General features: G+C 65.5%; 14 protein-coding genes and 1 pseudogene. 1 reads left to right on the top strand and 14 read right to left on the bottom strand.

The features are described from left to right. Window positions 1–16: 16 nt before the first annotated feature. From LCM4577_RS27375 to LCM4577_RS27340, 8 genes and pseudogenes are all read right to left on the bottom strand, one after another. On the bottom strand, window positions 17–1,114 hold the full coding sequence (locus LCM4577_RS27375) for a branched-chain amino acid ABC transporter permease (RefSeq protein ID WP_244508447.1): 1,098 nt from the start codon (window positions 1,112–1,114) through the stop codon (window positions 17–19). A 15-nt stretch (window positions 1,115–1,129) separates the two neighbouring features. Beyond that, a complete protein-coding gene (locus LCM4577_RS27370; RefSeq protein WP_071074225.1) occupies window positions 1,130–2,029 on the bottom strand; it encodes a branched-chain amino acid ABC transporter permease in 900 nt (299 codons plus the stop codon). A gap of 6 nt (window positions 2,030–2,035) precedes the next feature. After that, window positions 2,036–2,740, bottom strand: coding sequence for an ABC transporter ATP-binding protein (locus LCM4577_RS27365; protein WP_041007815.1), 705 nt, complete (start codon window positions 2,738–2,740; stop codon window positions 2,036–2,038). A 16-nt stretch (window positions 2,741–2,756) separates the two neighbouring features. Next, entirely contained in the window at window positions 2,757–3,911 is a 1,155-nt protein-coding gene (locus LCM4577_RS27360) for an ABC transporter substrate-binding protein (RefSeq protein WP_071031696.1), read from the bottom strand. A 42-nt stretch (window positions 3,912–3,953) separates the two neighbouring features. Then, window positions 3,954–4,619 (bottom strand): annotated as a pseudogene (locus LCM4577_RS27355) (ABC transporter ATP-binding protein); the annotation flags it as partial. Between the two features lie 199 nt (window positions 4,620–4,818). Continuing rightward, the gene (locus LCM4577_RS27350; protein ID WP_040982255.1) at window positions 4,819–5,403 is read right to left on the bottom strand and encodes a helix-turn-helix domain-containing protein; all 585 of its coding nucleotides are present in this window, start codon (window positions 5,401–5,403) and stop codon (window positions 4,819–4,821) included. Window positions 5,404–5,575: 172 nt separating this feature from the next. Then, window positions 5,576–6,415: an N-formylglutamate amidohydrolase gene (locus tag LCM4577_RS27345; protein ID WP_071074223.1), complete on the bottom strand. Its 840-nt coding sequence runs from the start codon at window positions 6,413–6,415 to the stop codon at window positions 5,576–5,578. Continuing rightward, window positions 6,393–7,802: an aldehyde dehydrogenase family protein gene (locus tag LCM4577_RS27340; protein WP_071031747.1), complete on the bottom strand. Its 1,410-nt coding sequence runs from the start codon at window positions 7,800–7,802 to the stop codon at window positions 6,393–6,395. Before LCM4577_RS27340 ends, LCM4577_RS27345 begins: the two co-directional genes overlap by 23 nt. 179 nt (window positions 7,803–7,981) lie before the next feature. On the opposite strand from LCM4577_RS27340, the gene LCM4577_RS27335 reads away from it, so the two are divergent. Then, window positions 7,982–8,740: an SDR family NAD(P)-dependent oxidoreductase gene (locus LCM4577_RS27335; protein WP_071074222.1), complete on the top strand. Its 759-nt coding sequence runs from the start codon at window positions 7,982–7,984 to the stop codon at window positions 8,738–8,740. A gap of 132 nt (window positions 8,741–8,872) precedes the next feature. Here LCM4577_RS27335 and LCM4577_RS27330 read toward each other — a convergent pair whose 3' ends face one another. The 6 genes from LCM4577_RS27330 to ftsZ all read right to left on the bottom strand — a co-directional run bounded on the left by LCM4577_RS27330 (window position 8,873) and on the right by ftsZ (window position 17,652). Then, window positions 8,873–9,565 (bottom strand): DUF2461 domain-containing protein, encoded by a 693-nt coding sequence (locus LCM4577_RS27330; RefSeq protein WP_071031700.1) that lies wholly within the window; start codon window positions 9,563–9,565, stop codon window positions 8,873–8,875. Beyond that, a complete protein-coding gene (gene ligA, locus LCM4577_RS27325; RefSeq protein WP_071074221.1) occupies window positions 9,565–11,772 on the bottom strand; it encodes an NAD-dependent DNA ligase LigA in 2,208 nt (735 codons plus the stop codon). Before ligA ends, LCM4577_RS27330 begins: the two co-directional genes overlap by 1 nt. Window positions 11,773–11,906: 134 nt before the next feature. After that, window positions 11,907–13,580: a DNA repair protein RecN gene (gene recN, locus LCM4577_RS27320; RefSeq protein ID WP_041011985.1), complete on the bottom strand. Its 1,674-nt coding sequence runs from the start codon at window positions 13,578–13,580 to the stop codon at window positions 11,907–11,909. Window positions 13,581–13,588: 8 nt separating this feature from the next. Continuing rightward, a complete protein-coding gene (locus tag LCM4577_RS27315) occupies window positions 13,589–14,458 on the bottom strand; it encodes an outer membrane protein assembly factor BamD (RefSeq protein WP_040982259.1) in 870 nt (289 codons plus the stop codon). 202 nt (window positions 14,459–14,660) lie between these two features. Continuing rightward, the gene (lpxC, locus tag LCM4577_RS27310; RefSeq protein WP_071074220.1) at window positions 14,661–15,608 is read right to left on the bottom strand and encodes a UDP-3-O-acyl-N-acetylglucosamine deacetylase; all 948 of its coding nucleotides are present in this window, start codon (window positions 15,606–15,608) and stop codon (window positions 14,661–14,663) included. Window positions 15,609–15,987: 379 nt separating this feature from the next. Beyond that, window positions 15,988–17,652: a cell division protein FtsZ gene (ftsZ, locus tag LCM4577_RS27305; RefSeq protein WP_071074219.1), complete on the bottom strand. Its 1,665-nt coding sequence runs from the start codon at window positions 17,650–17,652 to the stop codon at window positions 15,988–15,990. Window positions 17,653–17,682: the final 30 nt, after the last annotated feature.

The following is a 17,682-nucleotide window of genomic DNA, read 5'->3' as shown; positions in this document are numbered from 1 at the left end:
CCAGGAAATGACTGAGCTATTTGGCGTTGCGCCGCAACAGAAGCGAGAAGAGCTCGTCGAGCTCATGCCGGCCGCTGATGCCGCTTGGCCGGAACGCCATGCAAAGCACGATGACCACGCCGAGCGCCACGCCCGACAGGCCGAGCAGCTGCGGCATTTGGATGCCCGCGACGGTCACGCCGGACTCGATGCTGCGGATGAATTCCAGTCCGATCGAAAGCACGATGACGCCGGTCACCGCTCCCGTCACCGTCGCCATGCCGCCGAGGATCAGCATCGCCAGCGTGTTGAAGATCATCTGGAAATAGAAGAGCTTGGGGCTGATCGTGCCGGCGAAATAGGCGTAGAGCACCCCGGCGAGTCCGCAGATCAGCGCCGACAGCACCCATGACATCAGCCGCAGTTTTTTCGCATCGATGCCGAGTGCCGCGGCAGCCTGCGGGCTCTGCGCGCTGGCTCGCAACTGCAGGCCCCAGCGGCTGTCCTTGAAGAGCCGCGCCGCCACGATCGCCAGCACTGCGAAGACCAGCATCCACGGCAGGCCGACAACTTTCGGGATGCCGAAAAAGGCCTGGTTGCCCTTGAACAGATCGGTCCAGTTGAGGAACACCGAGTGGACGATGATCAGCAGCGCCAGGCTGACGATGGTCGCCGCAACTCCCGACAGCCGGCTGATCACCTTGCCGCTGACCAGCGCCACGATGCCGACGACCAGGAGCGCGATGAGCGCCGACGAAACCGGATCGAGCTCCAGCGTCGCAAAGCCGAACGGCGCGTTGGGGATCGACAGCTTCTTCATGGCAAGCGGCGTCGACAGGATGGCGACGCCATAGGCGCCGAGCCCGACGAAGGCGCTGTGGCCGAGATTGGCGATGTTGGAATTGCCCATGAACACCTGCAGCCCGACCACCACGATCAGGTTCACGAAGGCGCCGAGCGCCAGGAAGGTGTAGTAGGTCGGCGCGAAATTCAGCACCAGGAGCCCGATCACCAACACCGGCAGCGCCGTCACCAGCCCGCCGATCAGCGAGCGGACCGGCGCATTGTTGGATCGCGTTGCGCCGGTCGGAGCCGCCATCTGGTCGACCGCTTGCGAGAGTTCGGAGCCTGCCACGTCGGATCCCCCGCCCTAAATCTCTTTGTCGCCGAGTTCGATGCGCTGGCCGAGCAGACCCTCCGGCCGGTAGACAAGCAGCGCGACGATGATGGCGTAGGTGAGCGCGTCCCGGAAGCCCGCATATTCCTGCGGCAGCGCGACAAGCAGGCCGACTTCGATGAAGCCGAGCAGCATGCCGCCGACAGCAGCGCCCGGCAGCGAGCCGAAGCCGCCGATGACGCAGGCGACGAAGGCCTTCAGCACAAGGCCGAAGCCGAGATCGGGTGAGACGCTGCCGCGCCGCGCCAGGATGAAGRCGGCGGCGATGCCCGCCAGCGCGCCAGAAATCGCGAAGGCCGTGGCGATCACGCGGTTTGCCTTGATCCCCATCAGCCGCACTGTGGCGAAGTCGCGCGAGGCGGCACGAATGGCGAGCCCGAGAGTCGAGCGGCTGAGGAAGAGCACCAGCGCAAGGATGGTCAGGCCGGAGACGATCAGTTCCATCACCTGCAGCGAGGAGACGGCGAAGGGGCCGAAGAACCACATCTGGTTCAGGCCGTTGAGGACCGAGACCGACTGCGGCTTGGGCGAGATCAGAAGCATGAAAAGGTTCTGCACCACGATCGACACGCCGAAGGCGGTGAGCAACCCGGTCGTGGTCGGCGCGTAACGCACCGGCCTGAAAGCGACGCGCTCGAACACGACCGCCGCAAGTGCGGCCATGCCGACGGCAAGCAGCACCGCGACGAAGGGCGAGGTCAGCCCGAGCGCCGCTGCCAGGAACACGCTGTACGCCGAGACGCCGATGATCTCGCCATGCGCGAAATTCACCAGCCCCATGATCGAGAACACGACGGCAAGTCCAAGCGCCACCAGCGAATATTCGGCGCCGAAGGCGAGCGCATTGAGGAGTTGCTGCAAGGCGTAATCCATCGTCGCCTACCCGCCGATATAAAGGTTGAACAGGCCGTGCTCGTCGGCGAGCCTGGCCGGCGGTCCGTCATAGCGCAGCGTGCCCGAGCTCACGACATAGACGCGGTCGGCGAAGCGCAGCGCCTGCTTGGCGTTCTGCTCGACCACCAGCAGCGTCAGCCCTTGCGCCTTGAGCTCGCCGATGAAATCGAAGATGCGCGCCACGATCTTGGGCGCCAGCCCGAGCGACGGCTCGTCGAGCAGCAACAGCTTCGGCCGCGACATCAGCGAACGGGCGATTGCCAGCATCTGCTGCTCGCCGCCCGAAAGCGTGCCGGCCGCCTGGCCGTAGCGTTCGGACAGCACCGGGAACAGCGACAGGAACCGCTCGATATCCTGGCGCACGCCGGCCGGGTCGCGCCTTGTCGCGGCCCCCAGCCGCAGATTCTCGCCGACGCTCAGGTTGGAGAAGATGTGCCGGCCTTCCGGCGTCGAGGTCAGTCCGGCGCGGATGCGGTCCTCGGTGCGGACATGCGAGATATCCTTGCCGTCGAGCACGATGCGCCCCGAAGCCGGCGTGACCAGCCCGGTCAGTGCGTTGATGGTCGAGCTCTTGCCGGCGCCGTTGGGCCCGAGCAGGGCGACAAGCTCGCCCTGCCCGACCTCGAGGGACAATTCGCGCACCGCCATGACGGCGCCATAGCGCACGACAAGCTTCTCGACCTTCAGCACGTCTCCCCGCTCCGCTTCAGTTCAGCGCCGGAACGAAGGTCGGCGGCGTGTCGGTGATCAGCACCCGCTTGCCGTCGGCAAAGCCCATCACCGGCACGGCCTTGACCGGATAGCCCTTCTTCTCGGCGAACGAGATCGTCGGCGCCGTCGTGCCCGGATAGCCGCCCGGCGCCCGGATCGCCTCGCGCAAGGCGGCGGGATCGACGGTGCCGGCCTTCTTCGCCGCTTCGTAGCTGATCTGCACCATGTCGGCGCCGAGAGCGTCGAAGATGCCGTTGATCTTATAGCCGTCGGCCTTGCACTGGGCGAGGAACTTGTCGATCGGCCCGTCGACGCCGGTCGCGCCGTGGGTCGCGAACATCACCTTTTCCAGCGACTTCGGATCGCCGACGGTGCCTTCCAGCGACTTGTCGTCGAAGGCGTCGCAGCCGGCCACCCAGCCGTCGTAGCCATTGGCGCGCAGCTGCCGGATCAGGATGCCGACATCAGGCAGCACGGCGCAGATATGGATGGCGTCCGGCTTCTGCGGCAACGCCTTGATCGAGGCGATCTGCGGCGACCAGTCGGTGGTGCCGTAGGAATAGTTGAACTTGCCGACCACCTTGCCGCCGAGATGCTCGAACACCTCGCCGAACCACTCCGGCAGCTTCTCCGAATAGGAACCCGCATCGGGCGACACTATCAGCGCCACGGTCCGCGCGCCCTTGCCGTAAAGCGCGTTGGCGGTGGCCGCGGCATTGATCGGATCGGGCACCGCGCCGGCGATGAAATTGTCGAGGCCGGCCTGCTGCATCTCGAGCTGCGTGTTCGGCGCCGAGAACACGGTGGCGCCGTAAGACTGCGCGGTCTGCGCCATCGGGATCAGCGCATCGGGGAACGGCACGCCGGTGATGATCTGCGCGCCGGCATCGAGGAATTTCTGGCCGAGCGAGACCGAAAGTTGCGGGTCGGAGCGGTTGTCCTCGATCATCAGCTCGACCTTGGGATCGTTCGCGCCTGCCGCCTTGTTCAGTCTATCGGCCATGCAGCGCGCGCCCTCGGCCTCGCTGTAGGGCGCGTAGGCGCCGGTCATGGCGACCGCAAGCCCGATCTTCAGGTCGGCCGCGCCCGCATGCCCTGCCTGCAGCAGCCCCGCGGTCAAGACCGCGGCTCCCAGCAAAATCTTTTCCATTCTACCCCTCCTTCCTCTCATTGCGGTTGTTCTTCCCGGCCCTCAGGCTGTCTCCGACTGCCCGACATAGACTTCGATGACGCGCGGATCGCGCCACACTTCTTCCGTCTCGCCCGAGGCGATCACCTGGCCCTGGTCCATCACGCAAAGCCGGTCGCAGAGCCGGTTGATGAAGCGCAGGTCGTGATCGATGACGATTGTCGCGCAGCCGACGTCGCGGCGGATGCCTTCGATGGCGATGGCCAGCGTCTCCGACTCGGCCTCGTTGAGGCCGGCGGCCGGCTCGTCAAGCAACAGGAGGGACGGCCCCAGCGCCAGCGCACGGGCGATCTCGAGCCGGCGCTGGCTGCCATAGGGCAGCGTTCCGGCCGGGCTGTCGGCGAAGCCTGCCAGCTCATATTGCTGCAGCAGCTGATCGACGCCGATGCGCTTGGCGGCGTCGGGGCGCACGGCACGGCAGGTGATATGTGCCACCTCGACGTTCTGGCGTACGGTCAAATCCTTGAACAGCCTGATGGTCTGGAAGGTGCGGCCGACCCCTGCCCGGGCGCAATGTTCGGGGCCGCGGCCGGTGATCTCCTCGCCCGCCAGGCGCACGCTGCCGCTGTCTGGCTTGAGCACGCCCGAAATGGCGTTGACGAGCGTCGACTTGCCTGCGCCGTTCGGACCGATGAGGCCGAGGATCTCGCCGGCCTCGCAGGTCAGCGAGGCGTTGCGCAACGCCTGCACGCCGCCGAATGTCTTGCTGACTGCCTCAACCGACAGCATCGGTCATCTCTCCCATTCCCGGCCGCTGGCTGTTCTCCTGTCGGCCGGTCAAAAGGATGCTAGTCCCCCGACTTTTCCAGAACAAGTATTTTTTTCCATTTTAGAAAAATTCTTGAACGGAAAGGCCTTGGCCCGTCGGTCAGACGCCTGCTCCCGGCGGCAGTCCGTCGCGCGGCACCGTGTTCGACATCAGCATGATGACGGGCTCGTCACCGAGCGCGACATAGGCGTGCTGCATTTCGCCGTCGAACAGGATGCTGTCGCCGGGCTGCAGCACGGTCGGGTCGTAGTGGAGCGTGTGGAGCTGCAGGCTGCCGCTCAGCACATGGATGAACTCCTCACCCGAATGGCTGCGCCAGCCGCCGTTTTCCTCGAAGTTCCTGGCGCGCAGCGTGACGCGCCAGAAAATGTTGGTCTTGTCGCGGAAATCGCTGCACAAGACCTCGAATTCCATGGCGTTGCCTTCATGCAGGATGCCGCTGCCGGCGCGCGTGATCGAGCGGCGCGCCTGCGGTCCGGGCTTCGGGCTGAACAGGAAGGAGGCCACCGGCACATGCAGCACGCCGGCGATCATCAGCGCGATGTCGACGGTCAGCCTGGCCTTGCCGTTCTCCAGCTTCGAGAGCTGCGAAACGGAAAGGCCGGAGCGCTCGCTGAGGTCACGCAAGGTGATGTTCTGCTGCTTGCGAGCGTCGCGGATCTTGCTGCCCACATTGCCTTGCATTGTCCACGCCCTTGGCTGCCGTGTTTCCAATTTGACAAGCTCTAGAGCAATTCCAGGAAAACTGTGAGCGGTTTTCCGTCCGGAATTGCGTAAAAACAAAGAGATAGAGCGGTTCGCCGTTTCCGTGAAACGGTGAAACGCTCTAGCGTTCCGCTATTTGAGCGTCCAGCCTTTAGACGGCTACGGCTGATTGCGGCCATAGGGACATCGCGACGGTGGCAAAAGCATTTTCGAGAAGGCGACTGATGCGTTCGAAAGTTTCCGGATCGGCAAGCAGGTCGTTGCGCACCTCGAGGTAGAGGCAGGGCCTGCCCTGCTGCAGCCCGTGCCGGTTCAGCGTGTAGCCGACGGCCTGGCGCCAGTCGTAAGGTTCGTTGTCGCCGATCCTGAAGCCTGCTTCCGCGCCCTGGGTCCTCAGTGTTTTCAGCACAGAATTGACATAAGGCGACTGTTCCCGCCACAGCACGCCGATATCGACATTGCGCTTCACCCCGCCCATCACCGGCGTGAAGGAATGCACAGAGATCAGCGCGCGCCTGCCGGCGGCGGCTTCGATGATTGCCCGTTCGACCGGCGCCCAGGCGACAAGCTTGCGCAGCCTCGCGTCCGCCGCGTCCACGGCCAGATTGCCCGGCACCGGGATGCCGCCGAGGTCGGGCCGCATGAAATCCCACTCATCGGCGGGACGGTTATAGTCGAGGAACAGCCGCGAATAGCGCGCGATCACCGCTGGCGCACGCAACGTCCGCGACAGCCGCCGCGTCAGCGCATCGACGCCGATGTCGATCGCGAAATGCGTGCCGAGATAAGGCTCCGCCAAGCCAAGATCGCGCCACGGCGCCGGCACGATGTTGCCGGCATGCTCGGCGATCAGAAGATAAGGGCTGGCCGCATCCGGCAGCAGCCGTTCCACCCCGGCCGCGGCAAGCGCCGCTACGGCCGCATCGCCCAGTTTTTCAAGGTCCAGCACGACCGGATGCCTTTGGCGGTCAGGCGATGACGGAGCGGACATGGTACGCCTTCGCCGCCGTCGCCTCGATCAGGCCGGCGCGTCCGTTGGTGCGGCCGAGGCCGGAATTCTTGATGCCGCCCCAGGGCAGATAGAGGTCGGCATGGTCGCAGCGGTTGAGATAGACCGTGCCGGCCTCGACCTCGTCGAGCAAGGCCACGCCGCGCTCGACATCGCGCGTCCAGATGGAGGCGCTGAGGCCGTAATCGCTGTCGTTCATCAGCCTGATCGCCTCGTCGTCGCCGCCGACCGCCTGGACGCAAGCCACCGGCCCGAACAGCTCGTCGCGCATGATCTGCATGTTGTGGTCGACGCCGGTCAGAACCTCGGGCGCGACATAGGCGGTCCCGAGGCTTGCCGCCTTGAGCGCGCCATCCTGCGGCATCAGGCGCCTGGCCCCTGCCCGCACCGCGCTTTCGGTGAGGCCGCGGATGGCGTCGGCCGCGACCGCGCGCACCACCGGGCCCACCATCGGCTTTTCGCCGATCGGATGCCCGATTGTCCATTTCGCGGTCTCCGCAACGAGTGCCTCGACGAAGCGGTCATGGATCGAGCGATCGACATAGATGCGCTCGACCGAGCAGCAGGACTGGCCGGCATTGGAATAGGTGCCCTCGGCGATCAGCGGAACCGCCGCTTCGAGGTCGGCGTCGGAGCGCACATAGGTCGGATCCTTGCCGCCGAGCTCCAAATGCACCTGGGTGAAGGTGCCGGCCGCGGCCGCATGCACGCGCCGGCCGCCATTGACCGAGCCGATGAAATTGACGGCGTTGAAGGCGCCGGAGGCGATCAGCCGCTCGGCATCCGGATGGTCGAGATGCAGGCTCTGGAAGACCCCTTCCGGCCCGCCGGCGGCGCGAAACGCCTCCTCGGCAAGCTCGGCGATCAGCGGCGTCTGCGGCGAATGCTTGAAGATCACCACATTGCCCGCGGCTAGTGGCGACGTGACCAGATAACCGAGCATGGCGGTCGGGTAATTCCAGGCGCAGATCGACAAATGCAGGCCGCCGGCCACCGGCTTGGCATAGCGGCGGATGTTTTCATCCGACGGAAAGGGCATGTCGGCCAGGGTGTCCGGCGCCGCACCTGCAAGCAGCTCGCCGATCAGCGCCAGCCGCGGCGTTTCGTCGGCCTGCCACAAGGGCCTGCCGATCTGCCATGCCACCGCCTCGGCAAGCGGGGCGGCGCGCGCCTTCATCTCCTCGCCGAAGCGCAAAAGGATCGCCAGCCGTTCGGGCAGCGGCGTGCGCCGCCAGGCCGGCAGCGCCGCGCGGGCTCGGGCGACAGCCGCCTCGATCGCCGCGCCGTCCGCGTAGCTGCGCGTGGCATAGATCGAGCCGTCGACGGGAGAGGTCACCGAGAAGGTCCGCGCGCCGGAATGCAGGTTCATGGTCTTGGAATCCACCCAAAAGGAAGCTGTCAATCGCGGCACGATATCGCGATTTTCCATTTTGGCAAATTTTTTCGAATACGGCTTGATGGATTTTTTGTCCGCCCCTATTGTCCCGCCATCGCGCCTTGGCGCCGACAAAAATCGCGCCTTGGCGCCAACATCAAGAGGGGTGACGGATGGTTGTCTTTGATTTCACCGGCAGGCATGCGGTGGTGGCCGGCGCTGGCGGCGGCATGGGCGAGGCCATCGCGCTTGCGCTGCTCGATGCCGGCGCCTCCGTCACCGCCATCGACGTGAAGGCGCGTCCGGCCTCGCTTGCCGGATACGACGACCGCCTGACCTTCGCCCAGGGCGACCTCACCGACGCAGCCTTCGTCGAACAGGTCATCGGCACCGCCGGCCGCGAGCGCGGCGGCATCGACTATCTCGCCAATGTCGCCGGCGTGCTGTGGTTCGGCCGCGACAAGTCGGCGCTCGACATGGATCTCGGCGTCTGGGACGACGTCTTCAACATCAACCTGAAATCCTTTGTGCACACGGCGCGCGCGGTCGTCCCCCATATGCGCGCCGGCGGGCGCGGCGGCGCCATGGTGCATTTCTCGACCATCCAGTGGTATCGCGGCGACCCCAACCCGCAGGACGCCTATCAGGCGTCGAAGGCGGGCGTCTGCGCGCTGTCCAAGTCGCTCGCCATGCAGCTCGCCGCCGAGCGCGTCCGCTCGAACGCGATCTGCCCCGGCATGGCGCTGACGCCGCTGCAGGCGCGCTGGGACACCGAGGAGAAACGCGCCGCCGTGGCGAGCTACGCGCCGCTCGGCCGCATCGGCACGCCGCAGGACATGGCCAATGCGGCGCTCTTCCTGCTCTCCGATGCCGCGAGCTACATCACCGGCATCGAGCTCCCCGTCGACGGCGGCCTGTTGATGCGGATGTGAGCTCCTGGCGACCGCCGGAACGGCGGCGTAGACGCATGTCTCCCGAAGGTGGAAGCCGGTTTCGGGATAAAGACATGCGTAAAATCAAAAATCTAAAGCGCATGGAGCGAATCTGAAAGATCGCGACGCGCTTTAGGCCGCCACGGCTGTCCCCTGGATCGCCCTGCCCCAGTCGAGCAGCGGCTTGGCGTCAAGCGTGAAACCGACGAGATCGTCGACCAGCACCGGCGAGTGGATGGTCGCCGGATCGATATCGTGCCGGACCACGAAATGCCGGCTCCGTATCGCCTGAGCGAGATCCTCGTCACCGACATCCTCGAAACCGCGCGGCGCCCGCTTCAGCCGGCCTTCCGCATCGAGCTCCAGGCCGGCTTTCCTGAGCGACTTCACCATGGCGCGGAACGCGGCCGGCCTGGTCACGATCGCCTTGCGCATGGCCTGCAGCAATTCCGGCGCCGGCTGCCACCAGGCAACGCCCGCGAAGCAGCGCTCGAGCCCGATATGCACATAGAAGACGCCCTGCTCCATCTTAGTACCGTCGGGCGACAGGATCGCCGAGAGGTGCCGGTTGTAGGGCCGCTTATCCTTCGAGAAGCGCACGTCGCGATTGATGCGGAACAGCGACCTCTTGCGGTCGCCGCGCAGGCCGAGCTTGGCCGCCTCGAAGCGTTCGCTGAGCGTCTCGACCAGATCGCAGAACGGCCCATGCAGCTCGCTGTCGTAAAGGTCGCGATTTTCCTGGAACCATTCCCGGCTCTGGTGGAAATCGAGCGCCTTCAGGAACGGAATGGCCTTCTGCCCGAACCCCTTGAACCCGCCCGCCATCAGCCGCCCCTGCCGATGCGTTGCAGCCAGGTGTCCTCGTCGATCACCTCGATGCCGAGATCGCTTGCAACTTTCAGCTTCGAGCCGGCGCCGGGACCCGCCACCACCAGGTCTGTCTTGGCAGAAACCGAGCCCGCCACCTTGGCGCCGAGCCGCTCCGCCATCGCCTTGGCTTCCGAGCGCGTCATCTTCTCCAGCGTGCCGGTGAACACCACCGTCTTGCCGGAAACTTCGCTGCCGGCCGAGAGTTCCATAACGTAAGGTTTCGGGTGGACTTGCGCGAGCAAGGCATCCAGCACGTCGTCATTGCGCTCATTGCCGAAGAAGTCGCGCAGCGCATTGATCACCGTGTCGCCGATGCCGTTGATCGATGGGAAGACGGTATGCGGATCTTCCGCCTTTGCCGTTTCCTTGCCGACGCGGATCAGTTCCTCGATGGTCGAGAACTGGCGGGCAAGCACGGCCGCCGTCGTCTCGCCGATATGGCGGATGCCGAGCGCGAAGATGAAGCGGTCGAGCTCCGGCTCGCGCCGCGCGTCGATGGCGGCGAAGAGCTTGTCGAGGCCTTCATAGTTGCGCTCCTCGACGCTCCGCACGTTCTTGCGCGTCTTGCCCGAGGCTTCCTCGCGCAGCTTCGCCTGTTCCTCGCGCCGCTCGGCGAGCGCCCTGGTGACCGCCGGGCGGCGATCTTTCAGCGTGAAGATATCGGCGGCGGTCTTCACCAGCCCCGAATTGAAGAACAGGTCGATGTTTTCCGCGCCCAGGCCTTCGATATCGAGCGCGCCGCGCGACACGAAATGGCGCAGCCTTTCCACGGCCTGCGCGGCGCAGATCAGCTCGCCGGTGCAGCGTCGACGCGAATCCTCCTTGCCGGTCTTCTCGTTGATCTCGCGCGTCGCCGGCGAGCCGCAGACCGGACAGGTATGCGGGAATTCGTAAGGCACGGCATTGGCGGGCCGCTTGTCGATGACGACGCTGACGATCTGCGGGATGACGTCCCCTGCCCGCTGGATCACCACCGTGTCGCCGATGCGCACGTCGATGCCGTCGCGGATCGGCTGGCCGCTGCTGTCGAAGCCCTTGATATAGTCCTCGTTGTGAAGCGTGACGTTCTCGACCACCACGCCGCCGACGGTCACTGGCGCCAGCCGCGCCACCGGCGCCAGCGTGCCGGTGCGGCCGACCTGGATGTCGATCCTCTCAACCGTCGTCATCGCCTGCTCGGCCGGGAATTTGTGGGCGACGGCCCAGCGCGGCTCGCCGGTGACGAAACCCCAGCGGCGCTGCAGCTCGAGCTGGTCGACCTTGTAGACGACGCCGTCTATGTCGTAGCCGAGCGAGGAACGCTGCTCCTCGATCCGGTGGTAGTGCGCGATGAGCTCGTCGATCGACTTCGCCCTCACCATCAGCGGACTGACCTTGAAGCCCCATTCCCTGAACTTCTGCACGGAATCGTACTGGGTCGGAGCCGGATCGGCGGTGGTGTAGCCCCAGGCATAGGCGAAGAATTTGAGATTGCGGCTGGCGGTGACGGAGGGGTCCTTCTGGCGCAGCGAGCCGGCCGCCGTGTTGCGCGGATTGACGTAATCCTGGCCGCCGACCGCCGCCGAGCGCTGCTTCAGCGCCTCGAATTCGGCATAGGTCATGTAGACCTCGCCACGGATTTCGATCGTCTCCGGCCAGCCCGAGCCCTGCAGCTTCTTCGGGATGTCGGCAATGGTCTTCAGATTGGCGGTGATGTCCTCGCCGACCGCGCCGTCGCCGCGCGTTGCGCCCTGCACGAAGACGCCGTTTTCGTAGCGCAGCGAGGCGGAAAGCCCGTCGATCTTCGGCTCGGCGGTGAAGGCGATGTCGAGGTCCTTGTCGCGGTCGAAGAAGCGCCGGCCGCGCTCGATGAAATCGGCGACATCCTGGTCGGTATAGGCCTTGGCAAGGCTCAGCATCGGCACCGCGTGGCGAACCTTGGCAAAGCCTTCCGACGGCGGCGCGCCGACCCGGCGCGACGGCGAATCCTCGCGTACGAGATCGGGGAAGCGAGCCTCGATCGCGAGATTGCGCCGCGCCAGCGCGTCATATTCGGCGTCCGAAATCGTCGGCGCGTCCTCGGTGTGGTAGCGCCGGTCGTGCTCGGCGATCTCCGCCGCGAGCCGCTTCAGCTCCTCCGCGGCCTCGCCTTCGCTCAGCGATTCGACTGGTTTTTCCGACATGAAACGCGGTCCTCGAATTATGGCGGGCCACTATAAATCAGGATTCGCTGCGAGGGAGTCGGATTGCGAAGAAATCATTGCTGAACAGCGGGATGCAGCCATCTGCTGACTCTACCTGCCAGCCTCCAGAAATCTTAAGCTGCCGCCGTATTCTCGCGCAGCAGCCGCTCCGCCGCCGCGCGCGCTTCATCGGTGATGACGGCGCCGGCCAGCATGCGCGCGATCTCTTCCTGGCGTGCGGCGCGGTCCATTTCGGCGATGCCGGTGGCGACACGGTCCTTGCCGCCGGATTTCGAGATCAGGAAATGCGTCGCGGCGCGTGCCGCAACCTGCGGCGCATGCGTGACCGAAAGCACCTGCACGCGCTTCGAAAGTCGCGCCAGTCGCTGACCGATGGCGTCGGCCACCGCGCCGCCGACACCGGTGTCGATCTCGTCGAAGACCAGGGTCGGCGCCGAGCCGCGATCAGCGAGCGCCACCTTCAAAGCCAGCAGGAAGCGCGAGAGCTCGCCGCCCGAGGCGACCTTCATCATCGGCCCCGGCCTGGTGCCCGGATTGGTCCGCACCCAGAATTCGACCTGGTCGATGCCTTCTTCCATGCGGCTTTCGGCATCGCTTCCCATCTCGACGATGAACTCGGCCCGTTCGAGCTTCAGCGCCGGCAGCTCCGCCATGACGGCCTTGGTCAGGCCCGCAGCGGCCGCGTGGCGCAGCGATGAGAGCTGTGCTGCGGAAATATCATAGGCCTCGCGCCCGGCTGCCGCCTGCTTCTCCAGCGCATGCAGCCGCTCCTCGCCGGCATCGAGATCAGCAAGATCGGCCACCATCGTGTCGCGCAGCTGCGCCAGGTCGTCGACCGCGACATTGTGCTTGCGCGAAGCGGCGCGCAAAGCAAACAGGCGCTCTTCCGCCTTCTCCAGGCGCTGCGGATCATATTCGGTGGCGCGGAGCGCGGCTTCCACGCCGGACTGCGCCGCATCGAGCGAGATCATCGCCTCGTCCAGCGATTTCACCACGTCGTCGAGCAGGCCCGGCGCTTCGCCCGACTTGCGCTGCAGCCGCCGCAACAGGCTGGCAAGCTGCGGCAAGGGCGAGGACGGTCCCGACAGCACATCCTGCGCATCATGGATCTCGGCGGCGATCTTTTCCACGCGCATCATCTGCGCGCGTAGTTCCGCAAGCTCCGTCTCCTCGCCCGGCTGCGGATCGAGCTTCGCAAGCTCGGCGACGGAAGCGCGCAGATAATCGGCCTCGCGCGCCGCAGCCTCGACCTTGGCGCGGTGGCGTGAAAGCTCCTGCTCGCAGTTTCGCCAGTAGCGCCAGGCTTCGCCCGTGCCGCGCACGGCGCCCAGATGGCCGCCGAAACTGTCCAGCAATTCGCGATGCGCGCCGGGATCGACCAGAGCGCGTTCGTCATGCTGGCCGTGGATCTCGACCAGCGCGCGGCCGACATCGCGCATCAGGGTGACGCTGGAGGGCTGGTCATTGACGAAGACGCGGGTGCGGCCGTCGGCCGTCTGCACGCGGCGCAGGATGATATCGCCATCRTCTTCGATGTCGTTTTGGACGAGCAGCGCGCGCGCCGGATGGTTGCGCGGCACGTCGAACACGGCAATGACCTGGCCTTGCGCGGCGCCGTGGCGCACGAGCGATGCATCGCCGCGCGCGCCGAGCGCCAGCGACAAGGCATCGAGCAGGATGGATTTGCCGGCGCCGGTTTCGCCGGTCAGCACCGAAAGCCCAGGCAGGAAGTCGATGTCCAGCTTCTCGATCAGGACGATATCGCGGATCGACAGTCTGGACAGCATCGCAAGCTTCAGGCGCCGGTGATCATCTTCCCGGCCTTGGATATCCACGATCCGGCATTTTCGCGCGGCTCAAGCCCATTGCTCTGCAGGAGCTTGTAGGAATCCTTGTACCACGGGCTGTCCGGATAGTTGGTGCCGAGCACCGCCGCCGCTGTCTGCGCTTCCGAGGTCAAGCCCATCGCATAATAGGACTCGGTCAGGCGTGCGAGCGCCTCCTCGACATGGCGGGTGTTGGAATAGGTTTCGACCACGGTGCGGAAGCGCTTCACGGCGGCGATGTATTCGCGGCGCTCGAGATAATAGCGGCCGATCTGCATCTCCTTGCCGGCAAGCTGGTCGTTGGCGAAGCGGATCTTGTCCTTGGCGTCGGCGACATATTCGGAGTTCGGCCAGCGCGTCACCAGATCCTGCATGGTCTGGATGGTCTGGCGCGCCTCCTTCTGGTCCTGGGTGACGTCCTTGATCTGCCGGTAGTAGCACAAGCCGATGATGTATTGCGCGTAAGCCGCGTCGTCGGTCGACGGATAAAGCGTCAGGTAGCGCTTCGCGGTGCCGATCGCCTCATCGTAATTGCCGGCGCGATAGTCGGCGAAAGCGCCCATCACCATCGATTTGCGCGCGAATTCCGAATAGGGATGCTGGCGGTCGACGGCGTCGAACTTCTTGCTGGCCTCATCGAGGCGGCCGGCATTCATGTTGGCCAGACCCTGGTTGTAGAGAACGTCGGCCGGTTCGGTCTGGTCGACATAGGTCGCCAGGTTGACATCCTTCTCGGAGGACATACAGGCCGACAGCACGAGCGCGGGAGCAACCACCGACAGCGCCAGCAAAACACCACGACGCGGCGCTACCGATTGACCAACTCGCGAAAAAAACATGTTTGGATTCCGCCCCTTCGGCGTCGTTTCGGTCCGGGCCGAAGCCTTAAACCATTATCCCCTTGCCCGGCAACGCTATGTCCGGCCAATCGCACATTTTTGTGGCGGCCTGGCGCTACGCCCGTGGTTGTGCAATTTCAGCGACTCGTGATGCAATCATGCAACACAAGTCCGCTCTACAAAGCCAGAAAACGGTTAAAAATCAGATCACCCAAGGTGCGTAGACCGGCCGGCTGACGGCGATCATCTCGGCGAAGCGGCCGCGCTCGCGGCGTCTCGTCTCGACGATCTCGAAAGCCGTGTGGTCGGAAAGCAACCGGCGCAAGGCAGACGCGTTCATCCGGTGGCCGCCGCGATAGGAACGGAAGCAGCCGATGAAGCGCGCGCCGGCCAGCGCCAGGTCGCCCATCGCGTCGAGCGTCTTGTGGCGCGCGAATTCATTGGGATAGCGCAGCCCGCCGACATTGATGACGCGGTTGTCGTCGCCGATGACCAGCGAGTTTTCGAGCGACGAGCCGAGCGCGTAGCCGGCGGCCCAAAGCCGTTCGACATCCTTCATGAAGCCGAAGGTCCTCGCCCGCGCGATGTCGCGGCGGAAGATATCGGGATTGATGTCCGAGGCGAATTGCTGGCGGCCGATCGCCGGGCTTTCGAAATCGATCTCGATCTCGAATCGCGTGCCGTCATAGGGGCGGAATTCCGCCCAAGACGCGCCCGCTTCCACGCGCACCGGCTTGACGACGCGGATATAGCGACGCTTCACCGCCAGTGTCTCGATGCCGGCCTGGTCGAAGGCTTCGATGAAAGCCATGGCGCTGCCGTCGAGAATGGGGACTTCCGAACCGTCGATCTCGATGATGAGGTTGTCGATGCCGAGGCCGAAAACCGTCGCCATCAGATGCTCGACCGTGCCGATATGCTCGCCGGCCGGATCGCCAAGCATGGTGCAAAGATCGGTGGCGCCGACTTCCGCGACCAAGGCGCGGAGCTCGCGGGTCTGGCCGCCATTCGAAAGATGGAAGACGATGCCCGTATCGGCGTCGGCCGGCAGGAAGTGAACGGTGACGGTCTTGCCGCTATGGACGCCGATGCCAGCCAGCGTCGCGCGCGATTTCACTGTCGTCTGATAGTCGTGCAAGAGTAACCCCATACGCCCAAAATGCCTGCGTCCGCTCCATCGGCCTTGGGTATCTTGCAGCCAGGTGATGGTCTGGCGCTCGCACGGAATGCGGCAAAATAAGCAAGAGCATGCGGCTCTGTGTGATCGGCAGGCAGGGCTACTCCCCGAATCCCGGCAAACCGACTTTAGTCCGAGGCGAAGATAATGGCCCGCCTTGGAGACTCCAAATCACGGTTTCTTACCCCGTGTAACCACGGGATTGTGTCAAAAATAGCTGATAAGCCGTTGTTTTCTATCAGTTTTACAAAAGCAACAGGCAGACGAGAACTCGTCTGCCTGTTAACAACCGTTATATATCGTTAACGATCAGCGGCGCGCTGTATCGACGATCGGCGGTCCGCCGTATCGGTCAGTTGGCCTGGCGGCGCAGGAAGGCCGGGATCTCCAGCTGGTCGTCTTCCTGGACCGTGCGGGCCTGCGGCGTCAGCCGGCCCTGATCGTCGAGCTGGCCGCGGCGCGGCGCGTAGAGCTGCGGATCCTGGCTGGCGAGGCGGCGCATTTCCGGTGCCGCCTGGCGCAGCTTCGGCTCGCGCGGCTGCGCCGGCTGGAGCCGTGCCGGCTCTTCCTCACGGCGGGTCAGGCCGTTGGTCAGGCGCTTGATCAGCCCCATCGGACCGCTGTTCTCATGGTCCGCGGGCCGGGTCTTGGCTTCGACCTCGGCCCTTACCACCGGCGGAAAGTCCTCCACGCGGGGCATGCGCTGCGGGGCCGCGGCCACCGGCTGCGGCATCTCGCGCTGCGGCGCGGGCTGCTGCATGACCTGCTGCGGCACCACCGGCTGCGGCTGCGGCTGGGCTGGCGGAGCCTGGAAGATCTTGCTCTGCGGCCGGAAGTCGTCGACCGGCGCGGGACGCGGCTGCTGGGCCATGGCGGCGGCGTTCGCCTCGGCGAGCTGGATCGCCTCGGCGACCGGATCGACCGCGCGCGGCTCGTAGGCCTGCGGCTGAACCGGAGCGGGACGAATCTCGGCGGCAGGAGCCGCCGCCGGCCGAGCGGCCGGCTTCTGCGGCGCGCGGATCGAGATCGGCGCAGCCGCGATTTYGGCGGCCGACTTGTCGATACCGGTGGCGACGACCGACACGCGGATCACGCCTTCCAGCTCCTCGTCGAAAGTGGCGCCCAGGATGATGTTGGCGTCCTGGTCGACCTCCTCGCGGATGCGGGTGGCTGCCTCGTCCACCTCGAACAGGGTCAGGTCGCGGCCGCCGGTGATCGAGATCAGCAGCCCCTTGGCGCCCTTCATCGAGGTCTCGTCGAGCAGCGGGTTGGCGATCGCGGCTTCCGCGGCGGCCATCGCGCGGCCCTCGCCCGAAGCCTCGCCCGTGCCCATCATCGCCTTGCCCATTTCGCGCATCACCGAACGGACGTCGGCGAAGTCGAGATTGATCAGGCCTTCCTTGACCATCAGGTCGGTGATGCAGGCAACACCCGAGTAGAGCACCTGGTCGGCCATGGCGAAGGCATCGGCGAAGGTGGTCTTGTCATTGGCCAGCCGGAACAGGTTCTGGTTGGGGATGACGATCAGGGTGTCGACGCATTTCTGCAATTCCTCGATGCCCATGTCGGCCGTCTTCATGCGGCGCTGGCCCTCGAAATGGAACGGCTTGGTGACGACGCCTACCGTGAGGATGCCCTTCTCGCGCGCGGCGCGGGCAACGACCGGAGCCGCGCCCGTGCCGGTGCCGCCGCCCATGCCGGCGGTGACGAAGCACATATGGGTGTTGGAGAGGTGATCGATGATCTCGTCGATGCACTCTTCCGCCGCCGCGCGACCGACTTCCGGCTGCGAGCCGGCGCCGAGGCCTTCGGTGACGTGCGCGCCGAGCTGGATCAACCGCTCGGCCTTCGACATGGTCAGCGCCTGCGCGTCGGTGTTGGCCACCACGAACTCGACGCCGCGCAGGCCGGCTGTGATCATGTTGTTCACGGCATTGCCGCCGCCGCCGCCGACACCGAACACGGTGATGCGGGGCTTGAGCTCGGTGATGTCCGGCTTCTGCAGATTGATGGTCATTTGTCTCCGTCCTTTGCCTTTCCCGCCGCC

This window comes from Mesorhizobium sp. LCM 4577 (genome assembly GCF_001854795.2).
Lineage (GTDB): Bacteria > Pseudomonadota > Alphaproteobacteria > Rhizobiales > Rhizobiaceae > Mesorhizobium > Mesorhizobium plurifarium.
The sequence above is the reverse complement of the archived record's forward strand: the minus strand, read 5'-3'. Positions and strand labels throughout refer to the sequence as shown.

Excerpts from the sequence above, each read along its gene's own strand:
- LCM4577_RS27315 (WP_040982259.1), bottom strand. The coding sequence starts at position 14,458 with ATGTTTTTTTCGCGAGTTGGTCAATCGGTAGCGCCGCGTCGTGGTGTT.
- LCM4577_RS27330 (WP_071031700.1), bottom strand. The coding sequence starts at position 9,565 with ATGGCGGGCGGGTTCAAGGGGTTCGGGCAGAAGGCCATTCCGTTCCTG.
- LCM4577_RS27345 (WP_071074223.1), bottom strand. The coding sequence starts at position 6,415 with ATGTCCGCTCCGTCATCGCCTGACCGCCAAAGGCATCCGGTCGTGCTG.
- ligA (WP_071074221.1), bottom strand. The coding sequence starts at position 11,772 with ATGTCGGAAAAACCAGTCGAATCGCTGAGCGAAGGCGAGGCCGCGGAG.
- LCM4577_RS27340 (WP_071031747.1), bottom strand. The coding sequence starts at position 7,802 with ATGAACCTGCATTCCGGCGCGCGGACCTTCTCGGTGACCTCTCCCGTC.
- LCM4577_RS27335 (WP_071074222.1), top strand. The coding sequence starts at position 7,982 with ATGGTTGTCTTTGATTTCACCGGCAGGCATGCGGTGGTGGCCGGCGCT.
- lpxC (WP_071074220.1), bottom strand. The coding sequence starts at position 15,608 with ATGGGGTTACTCTTGCACGACTATCAGACGACAGTGAAATCGCGCGCG.
- LCM4577_RS27350 (WP_040982255.1), bottom strand. The coding sequence starts at position 5,403 with ATGCAAGGCAATGTGGGCAGCAAGATCCGCGACGCTCGCAAGCAGCAG.
- LCM4577_RS27360 (WP_071031696.1), bottom strand. The coding sequence starts at position 3,911 with ATGGAAAAGATTTTGCTGGGAGCCGCGGTCTTGACCGCGGGGCTGCTG.